Below are 16768 nucleotides of genomic sequence, written 5' to 3'. Positions count from 1 at the left end.
TTCCTGACGGTGCCTCAGACTTCGGGCACCAGAACCTCGCGCTTGCCGACATGGTTGGCCGGGGACACGACGCCCTGGTCTTCCATCTGTTCGACAAGACGCGCGGCCTTGTTGTAGCCGATCGCCAGCTTGCGCTGGATATAGCTGGTCGAGCATTTGCGATCCTTGGCCACGATCATCACGGCCTGGTCGTAAAGCGCGTCGTCGCCATTGTCGCCGCCACCCAGACCCAGAACCGCGTCGATATTGTCGGCCTTGTCATCCTCGGGGCCTTCGACCACGCCGGATTTATAGCTGGGAGGACCGAAGGATTTCAGGTGGTTCACGATCTCCTCGACCTCCTCGTCGGAAACGAAGGGACCGTGGATGCGGGTGATGCGCGCGCCGTTGCCCATATACAGCATGTCGCCCTGACCCAGCAGCTGCTCGGCCCCCTGCTCGCCCAGGATGGTGCGGCTGTCGATCTTCGAGGTCACCTGGAAGCTGACGCGCGTCGGGAAGTTCGCCTTGATCGTACCGGTGATGACATCGACGGATGGGCGCTGCGTCGCCATGATCAGGTGGATGCCCGATGCCCGCGCCATCTGCGCCAGGCGCTGGATGCAGGCCTCGATCTCCTTGCCCGCGACCATCATCAGGTCGGCCATCTCGTCGACGACCACGACGATATAGGGGAAGGCCTCGGGCTGGAATTCCTCGGTCTCCCAGATGGCGTCGCCGGTATCCTCGTCGAAACCGGTCTGGACGGTGCGCTTGAACATTTCGCCCTTGGACAGGGCCTCGGCCACGCGGCCGTTATACCCTTCGATGTTGCGCACGCCCATCTTGGACATCTTGCGATAGCGGTCCTCCATTTCGCCCACGACCCATTTCAGGGCGACGACCGCCTTCTTTGGGTCGGTGACGACCGGGGACAGCAGATGCGGGATGCCGTCATAGACCGACAGTTCCAGCATCTTGGGGTCGATCATGATCAGCCGGCATTCATCCGGCGTCAGCTTGTAGAGCAGGCTGAGGATCATCGTGTTGATGGCCACCGACTTGCCCGACCCGGTGGTCCCGGCGATCAGCAGGTGGGGCATCTTGGCCAGGTTGGCCACGATCGGATCGCCGCCGATATCCTTGCCCAGCGCCAGGGGCAGCGGTTGCTTGCCATCGCTGAAGGCGCGGCTGGCCAGGATTTCGCGGAAAGCGACCTTTTCACGCCTGGCGTTGGGCAATTCGATCCCGATGACGCTGCGACCGGGCACGGTGCTGACCCGCGCCGACAGGGCGGACATGGACCGCGCGATGTCATCGGCCAGCCCGATCACCCGGCTGGCCTTCAGGCCCGGCGCGGGTTCCAGCTCGTAAAGCGTGACGACGGGGCCGGGGCGGACCTCGGTGATCTGGCCCTTTACGCCGTAATCGTCCAGCACCGCCTCCAGCGCGCGGGCGTTTTCCATCAGCATCTCTTCCGAGATGGGGGCCTGATCAGCCTCGTCGGGCAGCGACAGCAGGTCCAAGGGCGGACGTTCGTAGCCGTTCGCGTCCTCCTCGACATCCGGCATGGCGCGCGGGGCCGCGGGCTTGGGCGTTGCCTTGGGCATGACCTTGGGCGCGGGCGCGTCCAGGCGCATCGGCGCATCCTCGGCAGGCGCGGGCGCGGGCACGCCGTCGCGCGCCAGCTTCGATGTCACCGCCTTCAGGACCGAGGATTTGGCCGCATGGCTGCGGATCGCGTCGCTGATGCGGCCGCGCACCTCCTCGTCGGTGGGGGCATCGCCCTCGTAATCGGAATCACGCTCGATCAGCTCGGGCTCGGGCATCTCCTCCTCCAGCTGGAAGGGCTGGGGGGCAGGACGCGCACGGGCGGGGCTTGGTTCGACGCGGGACTGACGGTCGTCAGGGGCGCGGGGCTTGCGCAGGCGCTGGACCAGCGCCCCGCCCGCATCGACCGCCCGCATTGTCACATGCAGCGCCGTGGCAAGGCCGCGGAAGAAGCGCGTCTTCAGGGCCGTCAGCTCGGCCTTGCTGAAGCCCAGGACGAAGGCCCCGGCACTGACCGTGGCCACCGCGACGATCAGCGCGGCCAGGCGGATGCCCAGCTGTGCCTTCATCGGCAACAGGTTCAGGAACGCGCCCATGATCATGTCGCCGAAATGGCCGCCCATGCCGTAATTCTGCTGCCATTCGGGACCCGGCGTCAGCGTGCTGCAATAGATCGACACCAGCGCCACGGCGATGGGCGTGAAGATGCCGCGCATCAGGCGTTCCTCGCCCTTGTGCAGCATCAGGCGCAAGCCCCAGACGGCGGCGGCGGTCACCAGCATCCACGACCCATAGCCCGCGATCATCATCAGGGGTGCGGCGATGTATGCACCAAAGCTGCCCAGCATGTTCTGCGCGGGCGCATCGGTCGCCGACAGGAAGCTGGGATCGTCCGCCGACCAACTGCCCAGCATCATGCCCACCAGCAGCGCCAGCAGGATCAGGCCAGCGCCCAGCAATTCCTTGCCGCGCCGTTCAAGGGCCGCCTGGGTGGTCTGGTCGAACAGCGGATCGCGGTGTTTCGCCTGCCAACTTGCCATCTGCTCATCCCCTCGCGTCGGTCATGTCATCATAAATCACCGCGCGCAGCCGCGTCAGTGCCGTTTCGGTCTGGTCCGCATCCGCGACCAGCGCCACGCGGATGAACCCGCGCCCCGGATTGTTGCCATCCACTGCGCGCGAGAGATAGGCACCGGGCAGCACCTGGATGCCTGCCTGTTCCCACAGCTTGCGCGCGGCAGCCTCGCCGTCCTCGACGGGCAGCCACAGGAAGAACCCGCCATCGATGGGCAGGTATCCGGGAATGTTGCCGAAGATCCGGTCGGCGATCCGGTATTTCACCTGATAAAGCGCGCGGTTCGCATCCGCATGCGCATCGTCGGACCAGGCCGCCTGCGACACGCGCTGCACCGGCAAAGGCAGCGGCGCGCCCGCGAAACTGCGCAGCTGACGCATCTTCGCGATCTGCGCGCGGCCCCCGGCGGCGAAACCGGACCGCAGCCCCGGCAGGTTCGACCGCTTGGACAGCGAATTGAACATCACCACCCGGTCGGGCAGGCCCATCTGCGTGGCGACGGCCAGCGCGCCGGGCGGCGGCGTGTCGCGATAGATCTCGGAGTAGCACTCATCCGAGAAGATCAGGAAATCATGGCGTTCGGCCAGCGCGACCAGCCGCTCCAGATAGTCGCGATCTGCCATCGCGCCCTGCGGGTTGGCGGGCGAACACAGATAGGCGATGGCCACGCGGTCCAGCAGATCGGGGTCCAGCGCGGCGTAATCGGGCAGGTTGCCGGTTTCGGGCGTGGCGGGCAGAAAGACCGGATCGGCATTCACCGCCGCCGCGGCCACGGCATAGACCTGATAGAACGGATTGGGCACCAGGATCGCGGGCCGCTGGCCGTTCTTGTTTTCCGGACACAGTGCCAGCGCCGCATTGAACAGCCCTTCGCGCGTGCCGTTCAGCACCATCAGCCGGTCCGGCGTCACGTCCAGGGCATGACGGCGCTGCAACCAGCCCGCGATGGCGGCCAGCAGTTCGGGGGCGCCTTCGTTCGGGGGGTATTTGGCGAATTGCGCGATGCTGTCGGCCATCACCGGCCCGACGAAATCGGGCATGGGGTGGCGGGGTTCGCCGATGGTCAGGACCATGGGGGATTCGCCCGGCGCAAGCCCCGGTTGAATGTCGGACAACAGCGCCCGCAGCCGCGGGAACGCGTATTCCGGCAGGTTCGCGAACCGCTGGGGGAATGTCATCTCTGCCTCGCTTTCGGGGTCTGCGCCCCGTTCCTTGGCAGAAACATTAGCGTGAACACCGTCTTGCGTCCAGCGAAACACCCGATTGTCGCGGCCCGTCGCCTCAGGCCACGCCCAGCGCGGTTTCGGCCCCCGCCGCGACCCGCAGCAGATGCCGGTCCAGCCCCGCATGCCCCATCAGCGAGATCCCGCAGGCCGGCAATCCCGTCGGCAGGGTGACCGAAGGAAGGCCCAGCAGGTTCGCGATGCGGGTGTTGCGCAGCGTCAGCAGGTTGGCGCGGACGAATTCGGCCTGATCCTCCATCAGGCGATGCGTGACGGGGGGCAGGATCGGCACGGTCGGGACCAGCACGGCGTCGTAACCGCCCACCACCTCCTTGATCCACTTGCGGCGGATCCGGGTCAGGCTTTCCCAGGCGGCGACGTAATCGGGACCGCTGACATCGGCGCCCCCGCGAAAACGTTCCAGGATCGGCGCCCACATCAGTTCGGGTGCATCCTCGATCTGCGCGCGCCAGATGCCATAGGCCTCGGGGGCGAAGACCTGCGGGGACAGGGCCATCGCCTTGTCCAGCCAATCGGTCGAGACATGGGCGATCTGTGCCCCGGCCCGCGCCAGCCGATCGACCGCGTCCTGAAAGGCGGTGACCACGCCGGATTCGGCATCGTCGAAGGGCAACCCCTCCAGCACCATCAGCCGCAGCCCGCGGACCGACGCATCCTGCAAATCCGGTGCGGGCTGGTCGGCCATGATGGCGAACAGCTCGGCGCAGTCTTCGACCGTGCGGGCGATGGGGCCGGGAATGTCGAACTTGCGCGCCAGCGGCACGATGCCCTTTTCCGGCAGCGCGCCATGAGTCGGCTTGAAGCCTACCAGCCCGTTCCACGCGGCCGGCACGCGGACCGAACCGCCCGTATCGGTGCCGATCGCCGCCGCCGCCAGCCCCAGGGCCACCGACACCGCCGCCCCCGAGGACGACCCGCCCGGCGCAAGGTCCGGGTCCAGCGCATTGGGCGGCGTCGCGGTGACGGGGTTCAACCCCAGCCCCGAAAAGGCCAGTTCGGTCATGTGGGTCTTGCCAAGGCAGACGGTGCCGCGACGGGCGGCGCGGGCCAGGATGTTGCCATCCTTGCGGGGCACGCGGCCTTCCAGCAGCTTGGACCCCGCCTCGGTCACGGTGCCGCCGCTGTCGATATTGTCCTTCCAGCTGATCGCCACCCCGTCCAGCAGGCTGTGGCGGCGTTCCTGTTTCGCGCGATCATGGGCGGCGACGGCCTCGGACCGCGCGCGCGCGGGCGTCAGGCGGGCATAGATGCGCGCGCAGTCCGGATGGTCCTTGGCGGCGGCCAGATAGGCCTCGGTCTGGTCGATGGGGTCAAGAAGGCCCGCAAGAATCGCGCGGCCCTGCTGGGTGGCGGACTGGAAACGCCACTCCATTCAGAAATCCACCGCGATGCCGTTCTTTTCGTAATCGCCGAAACGCACGGCCTCGGGGCCGTCGCGACCGCCATATTCGACGGGCAGTTCCTGGTCCTTGGCGGCCTTGCGGCGGGCCTCGGCCTCGGCCAGGGCGCGCAGGGCGGCGGGCGGCAGGTCGTCGCGGTCTGGGTTGGTCGTATCACTCATGGAAACATCCCCCGAATGGGCGTATGGGTCGCGTTCAGTCTTGAACAACATCTAGGTGAAGGAAAGCGTTTTGGCAAAGCCGGGCGGCGATATGGCGCGAAAGGGCGCATTGCGATTGATCCAGGGGGTGCGCGAGGGCCGTTCCCTGTCCGACCAGTCGGGGGCGCTGCGTGCGCTGCCCGTGGCAGACCAGGCCCGCGCGGCGCGGCTGGCGGCAGAAACGCTGCGCCACCAGGGCCGTGCCGATCGCGTGATCGAGGCTTTCGTGAACCGCACCCCGCCCCCGCAGGTGGCCGACGTGCTGCGCCTTGCCGTGGTCGAGATGCTGGAGCTGGGCGCCCCCGCCCATGGCGTCGTCGGCGCCGCGGTCGATCTGACCCGCACGCTTGGCCAACGCGGTCAGGCGGCGGCGGGGATGGTCAACGCGGTGCTGCGCAAGGCCTCGGGCTTTGATGGATGGGCCGATCTGCCGCCCCAGGAATTGCCCGAATGGCTGCGCGAGCCGCTGCTGGACGCCTATGACGATGCCGCCATGACCGCGATGGAGGCCGCCCATCAGCAGGGCGCGCCCATCGACCTGACGCTGAAGCCGGGCGTCGCCCCGATCGAGGGCGGCGTCCTGCTGCCCACCGGATCGCTGCGCATGCAGGGGCCGGTCCAGGTTTCGGCGCTGCCGGGCTTTGATGCGGGCGACTGGTGGGTCCAGGACGCCGCCGCCGCCCTGCCCGCGCGCATGCTGGATGCGCGCCCCGGCGAACGCGTGGCCGATCTTTGCGCGGCCCCCGGCGGCAAGACCATGCAGCTGGCTGCGACCGGCGCGGATGTCATCGCCATTGACATCAGCGAACACCGCCTGAAGCGCGTGTCCGAGAACCTGTCCCGCTGCGGGCTGACCGCCACCATCGTCGCCGCCGACGCGCTGGAATGGCGCCCCGACGCGCCTTTGGACGCGGTTCTGCTGGATGCGCCCTGTTCGGCCACGGGCACCATCCGCCGCCACCCCGACATGCCCTTTGTCCGCGACGGCTATGGCGTGGCCGAACTGATCGAATTGCAGGCCGCGATGCTGGATCACGCCCTGAGCCTGCTGCGCCCCGGCGGGCGGCTGGTCTATGCCACCTGTTCGCTGATCCCCGACGAGGGCGAGGTCCAGATCGACGAAGCGCTGCTGCGCCATCCCGGCCTGATGGTCGAACGCCCGGTCCTGGACGGCATCGACCCGGCCTGGATCACGCCCGAAGGCGGCTTGCGCCTGCGGCCCGATTACTGGGCAGATCTGGGCGGCATGGACGGCTTTTACATGGCCTGCCTGCGAAAGCCCGCCTGATCCCGATCCCTGCTGGACCTTGGGGCCCAGCAGGGGTAACTGACGCCTGACCAGATAAACGAGGCCCACATGACCCGTCCCGTCGCCCTGAAACGCGCCCTGATCTCGGTATCCGACAAGACCGGCCTGATCGATTTTGCACGGGCGCTCGACGCCCGGGGCGTCGAGATCCTGTCCACCGGCGGCAGCGCCAAGGCCATGCGCGAGGCGGGGCTGACCGTCATCGACGTGGCCGATGTGACCGGTTTCCCCGAAATGATGGATGGCCGCGTCAAGACGCTGCACCCGGTCGTTCACGGCGGGCTGCTGGCGCTGCGCGACAATGACGAACATCTGGCCGCGATGGAGGCCCATGGCATCGGTCCGATCGACCTGCTGGTCGTGAACCTCTATCCGTTCGAGGAAACCGTCGCCAAGGGCGGCGATTACGACGACTGCATCGAGAATATCGACATCGGCGGCCCCGCCATGATCCGTGCGGGCGCCAAGAACCACGGTTTCGTCAACGTCATCGTCGACGTGCAGGATTACGACGCCCTGCTGGCCGAACTGAACGACAATGACGGCGCGACCACGCTGGAATTCCGCCAGCGCCAGGCCCAGATCGCCTATGCCCGCACCGCCGCCTATGACGCGGCCGTCAGCACCTGGATGGCCGGCGCCATCGGGATGGACCAGCCGCGCCGCCGCGCCTTTGCTGGCACGCTGGCCCAAGGGCTGCGCTATGGCGAAAACCCGCATCAGCAGGCCGCCTTCTATCGCAACGACGAATCCCGCCCCGGTGTCGCCACCGCGACCCAGCATCAGGGCAAGGAACTGTCCTACAATAACATCAACGACACCGACGCGGCCTTTGAACTGGTGGCCGAATTCGACCCGGCCCAGGGCCCCGCCTGCGCCATCATCAAGCACGCCAACCCCTGCGGCGTGGCGCGCGGCAAGACGGCGCTCGAGGCCTACAAGCGGGCCTTCGACTGCGACCGCACCTCGGCCTTCGGCGGCATCATCGCGCTGAACCAGCCGCTGGACGGCGCGACGGCGGAAGAAATCGTCAAGATCTTCACCGAGGTCGTCATCGCCCCCGATGCCGACGAGGATGCCAAGCGCATCTTCGCCGCCAAGAAGAACCTGCGCCTGCTGACCACCGGCGGTCTGCCCGACGTGACGGCGGCGGCCACCACCTTCCGCCAGGTCGCGGGCGGTTTCCTGGTGCAGGGCCGCGACAACGGCCGCATCACCCGCGACGACCTGACGATCGTCAGCGAACGCCAGCCCTCCGAGGATGAACTGGCCGATCTGCTGTTCGCCTGGAACGTCGCCAAGCACGTCAAGTCGAACGCCATCGTCTATGCCAAGGACATGGCCACCGTCGGCATCGGCGCGGGTCAGATGAGCCGCGTCGACAGCACCCGCATCGGCCGCCGCAAATCCGAGGACATGGCCCAGGCGATGGGCCTGTCCCAGCCCCTGACCATCGGGTCCGCCGTGGCCTCCGACGCCTTCTTCCCCTTCGCCGACGGCATCGAAGCCCTGGCCGAGGCCGGCGCCCGCGCCGTCATCCAGCCGGGCGGATCGATGCGCGACGACGAGGTCATCGCCGCCGCCAACCGCCTTGGTCTGGCCATGGTGCTGACCGGCCAGCGCCACTTCCGTCACTGATGGGCGGCCCTTCCAAGACGGGCGGGGCCGGGTCCATGCGCGGCAGGGGGAAACCCCTGCCGCGCGGCGACATGCGGCTGGTCGCCTGGGTCGCGGGTGCCATCTTCGTGCTGGACCAGGCGCTGAAATACCTGGTCGTCCACATGATGCAGCTGGACGTCAAACGGTCCATCGACGTGTTGCCGCCTTGGCTGAACCTGCGCATGGCCTGGAACCAGGGCGTGAATTTCGGCCTGATGTCCTCCGAACAGTTCCTGATGCGTTGGATCCTGGTGGGCATCGCGGTGGCGATCTGCATCTGGGTCTGGATCTGGGTCTGGCGTGGCAATTTCGGGCGCATCGCCAGGATCTCGGCAGGGTTCCTGATCGGGGGGGCCCTGGGGAACGTGGTCGACCGCATCCTTTATGGCGCTGTGGCCGACTTCCTGAACATGTCGTTGCCGGGATGGCAGAACCCCTACAGCTTCAACGTCGCCGACATCGCCATCTTTGCGGGCGCCATCGGCCTGGTGCTGATGCCGCAAAAGCCCGCCGATGCCGCCAAGCCGGTGGCAAGGCCCGCGGCGAAACCGAAAACCGCACCAAAGACCGTCAAGCCGGCCCCGGCCCAGCACAGGCAGGGCGACCTGTTCAGGGACGGCACCCCGCGCGACAGCACGCGTGACGGCGATGGAAAATCGGGCTAGAACGGCCCAAAGGACGAAGGGGCAGGACATGCGGACAATCGCGCTGATGATCGGAATGGCGGCTGTGACGGCCCTGGGGGCCTGTTCGGGCGAACCACGGCTGAACAACCTCAAGGCCGGACAGGCGGGACCGGACGAATTCTCGATCCTGCCGACGCGGTCGCTGTCGATGCCGCCCGATCTGGCGGTGCTGCCCGCGCCGACGCCGGGGGGGGCCAACATCACCGATCCGAACCCGCAGGGCGACGCGGTGGCGGCCCTGGGCGGCAATCCCGACCGCCTGCGCGACCAGGGCATCGGCGCGGCCGACCAGGCGCTGGTGGCCCAAGCCACGCGCACCGGCACCGATCCGGCCATCCGCCAGACGCTGGCGACCGAAGATGCCAGATGGCGGTCCCGGAACGGCCGGCGCCTGCTGGAACGCGTCTTCGGCACCTCGGTCTATCAGCGCGCCTATGCGCCGATGGCACTGGACGGGACCGATGAACAGCTGCGCTGGCAGCGGGCTGGCGCGATCACCTCGACCTCTCCGGCGCCTAGGGACCAATAGGTCTTGGCGGCGGTCTTCGACCCTTCGGCCCCCGGTTTCGGGGCCGATCCCTGGCCCGCCTATGCCGCGCTGCGCGACAGGCCCGGCCTGCCCCATTGGGACAGTTTCGGCGGATATCTGGCCAGCCGGATGGAGGATGTCCGCGCCATCGCCCTGGACCGCCGGATGGTGCGGGGCGCCGCGGCCTTTGCCGACGCCCGGGAACTGCGCCGCATCCAGATCGCCGCGAATTTCCACGACATGCCGTTCCACGAACGCTTCGTGCAGACATCCATGCTGGAGATCGACGGCCCCGCCCATGACAAGCTGCGCCGCGCGGTCTTTCCGTTCTTCACCAAGACGCGGCTGGAAAGCCTGCGCGGCTTTGTCACGGATTGGGTCGACCGGGCGCTGGACCGGCTGATCGCGCGGGGCCGCATCGACTTTATCGCCGATCTGGCGGCCCATCTGCCCGGTCAGGTCATCGGGCACCTGATCGGCACGGCCCCCGAACTGGCCCCGCAGATGACCCTCTGGTCCGAAGATGTCGTCAGCTATTTCGACATCGACCGGACGGCGGCCAAAAAGGCCCGCGCCGAGGAATCGACCCGCCTGTTCGCCGAACTGCTGGAGGATCTGCACGCCGCCCGCAGCGCCGCGCCCCGCGACGACCTGATGTCGCAGATGATCCAGACGGAACAGGCCGGGCTGATGACCCATGACGAGGTGATCGCCACGATCATGCAGATCCTGCATGCGGGCCACGGATCGACCATCGACGTGATGGGCAGCGGGCTGCACGCGCTGTTGACCCATCCGGACCAACTGGCCCTGCTGCGCGCCGATCCGTCGCTGATGCCCTTGGCCGTGCAAGAAATGTTCCGCTTTGCCGCCCCCCTGCCCTTCTTTCACCGCTTTGCATCCCAGGACCTGACGATCTGTGGACAGGACTGGCCCAAGGGGACGAAGTTCGGGCTGCTTTACGCCAGCGCGAACCGCGATTCGGCGGCCTTTGCCGACGCCCATCGGCTGGACATCACGCGGCGTCCGAACGTGCATCTGGCCTTTGGCGCCGGTCCGCATGTCTGCCTGGGCAACAACCTGGCGCGGCTGAACATGGAAATCCTGTTCACCGCCCTTCTGGACCGCGCGCCCGCCCTGGCGCTGGACGGGCCGGTGCGGTGGAAATCCGGCCTGCAGGCGCATGGCCCGACCTGCCTGCCGCTGGTTCTGGACCGATAGGGCCGACCCCGCACAATCCCGCGAGGGTCTCTTGTGCAGCCATCCTCTCCGGTCCAAGTTTCCAAGCAGCAAGAGGAGGTTGCACAGCCCATGCGTCGCCCGACCATTCGTCCCACCCTGATGCTGTCCTCGGCATTGGTGCTGGGTTCCGCCTTGTCCGCCTTGGCCCAGATGCCCCAGGACGTGACCCATTTTACCCTTCCCAACGGCCTGGAAACCGTCGTCATCCAGGATGACCGCGCCCCGGTCGTGGTGCAGATGGTCTGGTACAGGATCGGAGCCGCCGACGAGGTGCCGGGCAAGTCCGGCATCGCCCATTACCTGGAACATCTGATGTTCAAGGGCACCGACAAGCTGGCCCCGGGCGAATTGTCCAAGACCGTGACCGCCAATGGCGGCAGCGACAATGCCTTCACCAGCTGGGACTACACCGCCTATTTCCAGCGCATCGCCAGCGATCGCCTGCCCCTAGTGATGGAGATGGAGGCCGACCGGATGGCGAACCTGAAGATCTCGGATGACGACTGGATGGCGGAACGGCAGGTCGTGCTGGCCGAACGCGCGCAGCGGGTCGACAGCGACCCGGCCGCGCTTTTCGCCGAGGAGATGAACGCCATCGTCTATGACAACCACCCTTACGGACGCCCGATCATCGGGTGGCGGAACGAGATCGCCGACCTGACCCGCCAGGATGCCATCGACTGGTACGACACGCATTATTCCCCGAACGAGGCGATCCTGGTCATCGCGGGCGACGTCACCCCCGAAGAGGCCCGTCGCCTGGCCGAGGAAAACTATGGCCCCATCCCCGCCAAGGGCGAGGCCGAACCCCGTATCCGCCCCCAGGAACCGCCCAAGCAGACGGCGCGCCGCATCAGCATGTCGGACCCGCGCGTGGCCCAGCCCCGCATGACCCGCAGCGTGCTGGCGACCGAACGCAATCCCGGCGACCAGGAACGGGCGGCGGCGCTGACGGTGCTGGCCGATCTGCTGGGCGGTTCGCCCCAGACATCCGTGCTGGCCCGAGAGCTGATGCTGACGGGCAAGGCGCTGTGGGCCGGGGCCTCCTATGACGGGCTGTCGCTGGACCCGACCGAATTCACCCTGTCGCTGGTGCCCCCGCAAGGCACCGAGCCCGCCAAGGCCGAAGCCGCCTTGGACGAGGTGATCGCCAAATTCCTGAAGGACGGCGTCGATCCCGGCGATCTGGAACGCGTCAAGACGCGCATCCGGGCCACGCAGGTCTATGCCCAGGACAGCGCCCATGCCCGCGCCTATGATTACGGGCAGGGCCTGGCCACCGGGCTGAGCGTCGAGGACGTGAACGACTGGCCCGACATCCTGGCCGCCGTCACCGCCGATGACGTGATGGACGCGGCCCGCGACGTGTTGGCCGACGGGGGTGGCGTCACCGGCTGGCTGACGCCCGAACCGCCTGCCGAACCCGCCGCCAAGGCCGCACCTCCGAAATCCGACCCCGAACCTGCAAAAGCCGAGGTGCAAGGATGATCCGTGCCGCAATCGCCACCGTCCTGACGCTGCTGGCCCTGCCCGCCCATGCGATCGAGATCCAGGACGTCACCTCGCCCAAGGGGATCAAGGCCTGGCTGGTCCAGGATGACAGCATCCCCTTTGTCGCGCTGGATATCCAGTTCAAGGGCGGCGCCAGCATGGATGCGCCGGAAAAGCGCGGCGCCATCAACCTGATGACCGCCCTGCTGGAAGAAGGCGCGGGCAAGCGCGACAGCACCCAGTTCGCCCAGGCGGTCGAGGATCTGGGGGCGCGGATTTCCTTTGATGCCGATGACGACACGCTGAGCGTCGGCTTTCGCGCCCTGTCGGAGAACCGCGACGAGGCGGCGGATCTGCTGGCCCTGGCGCTGACCCAGCCACGCTTTGACGATAGCGCCGTCCAGCGCGTCCGCGCGCAGGTCCAGGCCGTCATCCGGTCCGAGGCGACCGACCCCAACAGCATCGCCGCCAAGGAACTGGCGCGTCAGGCCTGGGGCGACCACCCCTATGCCACGTCCCTGAACGGCACCGAGGAGAGCGTCGCCAAGCTGACCCGCCAGGATCTGGTCGCGGCCAAGAACCGCATCCTGGCCCGCGACCGCGTGGTGGTGGGTGCGGCAGGCGACATCTCGCCCGAGGAGCTGGGGCCGCTTCTGGACCGCATCCTGGGCGGCCTGCCCGAAGCCGCGACCGCGCCCCTGCCCGACAAGGCGGAACTGCAGCTGACCGGCGGGACGACCGTCATCGATTGGGACAGCCCGCAGACGGTGGTGTCCTTTGCGGGGCCGGGCATCGCCATCGACGATCCCGATTACTTCGCGGCCTTCGTGGCCAATCACATCCTGGGCGGCGGCGGCTTCAGTTCGCGCCTGATGACCGAGGTGCGCGAGAAGCGCGGCCTGACCTATGGCGTCGGCACGGCCTTGGCGACGGGCCTGTTCGGCCAGTCCTGGCAGGGCGGCATGGCGGGTGGCAATGACACCACCGGCCAGGCCGTGGACCTGATCCGGCAGGAATGGGCCGGCATGGCCGAAGGCGTGACCCAAAAGGAACTGACCGACGCCAAGACCTATCTGACCGGGGAATACCCGCTGCGCTTTGACGGGAACGGGCGCATCGCCGCGATCCTGGCGGGGATGCAGCTGATCGGTTTCCCGATCGATTATATCAACACCCGCAACGACAAGGTCGAGGCCGTCACCGCCGAGGACGTGGCCCGCGTGTCCAAGCGTCTGCTGGACCCCGCGCAGCTGCGCTTTGTGCTGGTCGGTCGCCCCGAAGGCGTCGAATCCACCGATTGATGTCCTGCGCCGCGCCCTTGCCGGGGCGCGGCGACCCTCTGGCGGCGATGCCCCCCCGGTGCTAGTTTCGCGCCGATGAACGCCCCAAGCCCCCATACGCGCCCGACGATCCGTCAGCTGGACGAGACCACCGCCAACCGCATCGCGGCGGGCGAGGTCGTGGAACGTCCCGCCTCCGCCGTCAAGGAGCTGGTGGAAAACGCGCTGGACGCAGGCGCCACCCGCATCACCATCGAGATCGAGCAAGGCGGCAAGCGCCTGATCCGCGTCACCGACGATGGCTGGGGCATGACGCCCGACGACCTGCCGCTGGCCCTGTCGCGCCATGCGACCAGCAAGATCGACGGCACCGACCTGCTGGCCATCACCAGCTTCGGCTTTCGGGGCGAGGCGCTGCCCTCGCTTGGGGCGGTGGGGCGGCTGACCATCACCTCGCGCAGCGACGGGTCCGAGGGCGCGGTCATCGCCGTCGCGGGCGGGCGGATCACGCCCCCGCGTCCCGCCGCCGCGAACCGGGGCACCGTCGTCGAACTGCGCGACCTGTTCTTTGCCACGCCCGCGCGGCTGAAATTCCTGCGCACCGACCGGGCCGAGGCGCAGGCCGTGGCCGACGTGGTCCGCCGTCTGGCGATGGCCGAACCCTACGTCGCCTTCCACCTGACCGCCGATGGCCGCGACATCTTTCGTGCCGATGCCGAACAGGGCGAACTGTTCGGGGCGCTGCAGACCCGCCTGTCGCGGGTGATGGGGGCCGATTTCATCGACAACACCCTGCCGGTCGATGCCGAACGCGACGGGCTGACCCTGACGGGCTTTGCCGCCCTGCCGACATTCTCGCGCGGCGCGGCGGTGGCCCAGCATGTCTACGTGAATGGCCGGCCCGTCCGGGACAAGCTGCTGACCGGGGCGCTGAAGGCGGGGTACGTGGACGTGCTGGCGCCGGGGCGGCATCCGGCGGCGGTGCTGTATCTGGCCTGCGACCCGCAGCTGGTCGACGTGAACGTCCACCCCGCCAAGGCCGAGGTGCGCTTTCGCGACCCGCAGGCCGCGCGCGGTCTGGTCGTCAGCGCCCTGCGCCATGCGCTGGCCCATGCCGGGCACCGGGCCTCATCCACCGTGGGCGACGCGACCCTTCGGGCCTTCCGCCCCGAACCGGCCCCCTCCGCCATGCCCGCCCCGCACCACGACCATCAGGCATGGCGTGCGGACAGGCCGTCAGGCGCGGCGATCCGCGCGGGGTTGGACATGCAGGCGCCCGTTCTGGACGCGGGCTTTGCCGAAGGGCCTTCGGCGCGTTACGAACCCGTCCATGACGACACGCCGGTCAGCGCACCCCTGGGCGCCGCCCGCGCGCAGATCCACGAAAACTATATCATCGCCCAGACCGAGGACGGGATGATCCTGGTCGATCAGCATGCGGCCCATGAGCGGCTGGTCTATGAGCGGCTGAAGGCGCAGGCCGGGACCTGCGCCATTCCCGCGCAGGCCATGCTGATCCCCGACATCGTCGACCTGCCCGAGCCCGATGCCGCCCGCATCCTGTCGGTCGCGGATGACCTGGCGGAACTGGGCCTGGTGATCGAGGCCTTCGGGGGCGGGGCCATCGCCATCCGCGAAACCCCCGCCATGCTGACGCGGCTGAACACCAAGGCGCTGGTCAACGACATCCTGGACGATCTGGCCGATCAGGGCAGTTCGGACCGGCTGCGGGCGCGGATCGACGCGGTCCTGTCCTCGATGGCCTGCCACGGGTCGATCCGGTCGGGCCGCCGCATGTCGGCCGATGAAATGAACGCCCTTCTGCGGGAAATGGAACGCACGCCAAGGTCAGGCCAGTGCAATCACGGGCGCCCGACCTGGGTCAAGCTGCGCCTGACCGATATCGAGCGCCTGTTCGGGCGTTCCGATTAATCGCCGCGGGTCACGCGGATCAGCTGGCCGTCATCCTCGTCAGTGATCAGCACGATCGCGCCGTCCTCTGCCACCTCGATGTCGCGGACCCGGCCGATGCCTTGCAGATGGCGGGCCTCACCGGTGACCTTTTCGCCTTCGATGTCCAGACGGATCACCGAACCGGATTGCAGCCCGCCCAGCAGGGCGTCCCCCTGCCATTCGGGGAACATCGGGCCGTCATAGAACACCATCCCGCTGAGCGCGGGCGACGGGTCCCAGTAATAGACCGGCTGAACGGTGCCCTCGACCTGGGTCTGGCCCATCTGCGCGCCGTCGTAATTGGTGCCATAGGTGGCCAGCGGCCAGCCGTAATTGTCGCCCTGACGGATCAGGTTCAACTCGTCCCCTCCCTTCGGACCGTGTTCGTTCATCCAGATGCGCCCATCGGGACCCATCGCCGCGCCCTGGATGTTGCGGTGGCCCATGGTCCAGATCTCGGGCAGGGCGCCGTCGATGCCCGCCCCTGCCGGGCTGCCATCCATCGCGTCGATGCGGATGGTCTTGCCCAGGGTCGCCTGCGGGTCCTGCGCCAGCTGGCGTGGTTCGGGGTTGGATCGTTCGCCGACGCCCACATGGATGCGCCCCTGCCCGTCATGGACGATCCGCGCGCCGAAATGCTTGGTCGAGGCCCAGGCCGGGTTCTGTTGCCAGATGCGGGTCACATCCTGCATCTGCGCGCCGTCATCCGACAGCACGCCGGTTGCGACGGCGGTGGCATTGCGCCCCTCGCCCCGCGGTTCGGCATAGGTCCACCAGACACGGCGGGTCTGGGCAAAGTCGTCGGCCACCGCCACGTCGTGCAGCCCGCCCTGATCGCGCGCATCCACCTGCGGCAGCCCGCCGATCGGATCGCCCATCGCGCCATCCGCGCCGATCACCCGCATCCGGCCCGGCCGTTCGGTGACCAGCCAAGCGCCATCGGGCAGCATCGCCAGACCCCAAGGATGCTCCAGCCCTGCGGCCAGAACCGTCTGCTGCAGAGGCATGTCGCTCAGCAGGGCGGGGGCGCGGGTCTGACCCGCAAAGGCGGGCGACTGGTCATAGGCCGCACCGTTCGGTGGCGTGTCGTTGAAGCCCTGGGCCAGGGCACAGCCGGCCCCCAGCAGCGTGGCCAGCAGCGTGGTCGTGCGTCCGATGCGGTTCATGATC

The 16768-nt window shown here is 68.1% G+C and carries 13 protein-coding genes; 8 read left to right on the top strand and 5 right to left on the bottom strand.

Annotated features, from left to right (window positions below; translation table 11 throughout):
- Positions 1-14: 14 nt before the first annotated feature.
- The 4 genes from IE00_RS12760 to IE00_RS12745 form a co-directional block, all read right to left on the bottom strand.
- Positions 15-2570, bottom strand: coding sequence for a DNA translocase FtsK (locus tag IE00_RS12760; protein ID WP_072297519.1), 2556 nt, complete (start codon positions 2568-2570; stop codon positions 15-17).
- A gap of 4 nt (positions 2571-2574) precedes the next feature.
- On the bottom strand, positions 2575-3783 hold the full coding sequence (locus IE00_RS12755) for an aminotransferase class I/II-fold pyridoxal phosphate-dependent enzyme (protein ID WP_072297518.1): 1209 nt from the start codon (positions 3781-3783) through the stop codon (positions 2575-2577).
- 103 nt (positions 3784-3886) lie between these two features.
- Positions 3887-5221, bottom strand: a complete 1335-nt coding sequence (locus IE00_RS12750; RefSeq protein WP_072297517.1) for an amidase — start codon at positions 5219-5221, stop codon at positions 3887-3889.
- Complete coding sequence (locus tag IE00_RS12745; protein WP_072297515.1) at positions 5222-5410, bottom strand: DUF1674 domain-containing protein; 189 nt, start codon at positions 5408-5410, stop codon at positions 5222-5224.
- A 55-nt stretch (positions 5411-5465) separates the two neighbouring features.
- Here IE00_RS12745 and IE00_RS12740 point away from each other — a divergent pair, with 55 nt between their 5' ends.
- From IE00_RS12740 to mutL, 8 genes are all read left to right on the top strand, one after another.
- Positions 5466-6737 (top strand): RsmB/NOP family class I SAM-dependent RNA methyltransferase, encoded by a 1272-nt coding sequence (locus IE00_RS12740; RefSeq protein WP_371328444.1) that lies wholly within the window; start codon positions 5466-5468, stop codon positions 6735-6737.
- A gap of 69 nt (positions 6738-6806) precedes the next feature.
- Positions 6807-8396 carry a bifunctional phosphoribosylaminoimidazolecarboxamide formyltransferase/IMP cyclohydrolase gene (purH, locus tag IE00_RS12735; RefSeq protein WP_072297513.1) on the top strand — a complete coding sequence of 530 codons (1590 nt, stop codon included), beginning with the start codon at positions 6807-6809 and terminating at the stop codon, positions 8394-8396.
- Between the two features lie 35 nt (positions 8397-8431).
- A complete protein-coding gene (gene lspA / locus IE00_RS12730) occupies positions 8432-9082 on the top strand; it encodes a signal peptidase II (protein ID WP_371328443.1) in 651 nt (216 codons plus the stop codon).
- Between the two features lie 28 nt (positions 9083-9110).
- Entirely contained in the window at positions 9111-9632 is a 522-nt protein-coding gene (locus IE00_RS12725; protein WP_072297507.1) for a DUF3035 domain-containing protein, read from the top strand.
- A gap of 3 nt (positions 9633-9635) precedes the next feature.
- On the top strand, positions 9636-10853 hold the full coding sequence (locus tag IE00_RS12720) for a cytochrome P450 (protein WP_072297505.1): 1218 nt from the start codon (positions 9636-9638) through the stop codon (positions 10851-10853).
- A gap of 90 nt (positions 10854-10943) precedes the next feature.
- Entirely contained in the window at positions 10944-12362 is a 1419-nt protein-coding gene (locus IE00_RS12715) for a pitrilysin family protein (protein ID WP_083554352.1), read from the top strand.
- Positions 12359-13666 carry a pitrilysin family protein gene (locus tag IE00_RS12710; RefSeq protein WP_170864146.1) on the top strand — a complete coding sequence of 436 codons (1308 nt, stop codon included), beginning with the start codon at positions 12359-12361 and terminating at the stop codon, positions 13664-13666. Before IE00_RS12715 ends, IE00_RS12710 begins: the two co-directional genes overlap by 4 nt.
- A gap of 75 nt (positions 13667-13741) precedes the next feature.
- Positions 13742-15577: a DNA mismatch repair endonuclease MutL gene (gene mutL / locus IE00_RS12705; protein WP_072297503.1), complete on the top strand. Its 1836-nt coding sequence runs from the start codon at positions 13742-13744 to the stop codon at positions 15575-15577.
- Here mutL and IE00_RS12700 read toward each other — a convergent pair.
- Entirely contained in the window at positions 15574-16764 is a 1191-nt protein-coding gene (locus IE00_RS12700) for a PQQ-dependent sugar dehydrogenase (RefSeq protein ID WP_083554359.1), read from the bottom strand. The genes mutL and IE00_RS12700 overlap by 4 nt on opposite strands.
- Between the last annotated feature and the right edge of the window lie 4 nt (positions 16765-16768).

This window comes from Paracoccus sp. SM22M-07 (assembly GCF_001887735.1).
In the GTDB taxonomy this organism is placed as follows: Bacteria; Pseudomonadota; Alphaproteobacteria; order Rhodobacterales; family Rhodobacteraceae; genus Paracoccus.
This window is presented reverse-complemented; position numbering and strand designations above follow the sequence as displayed.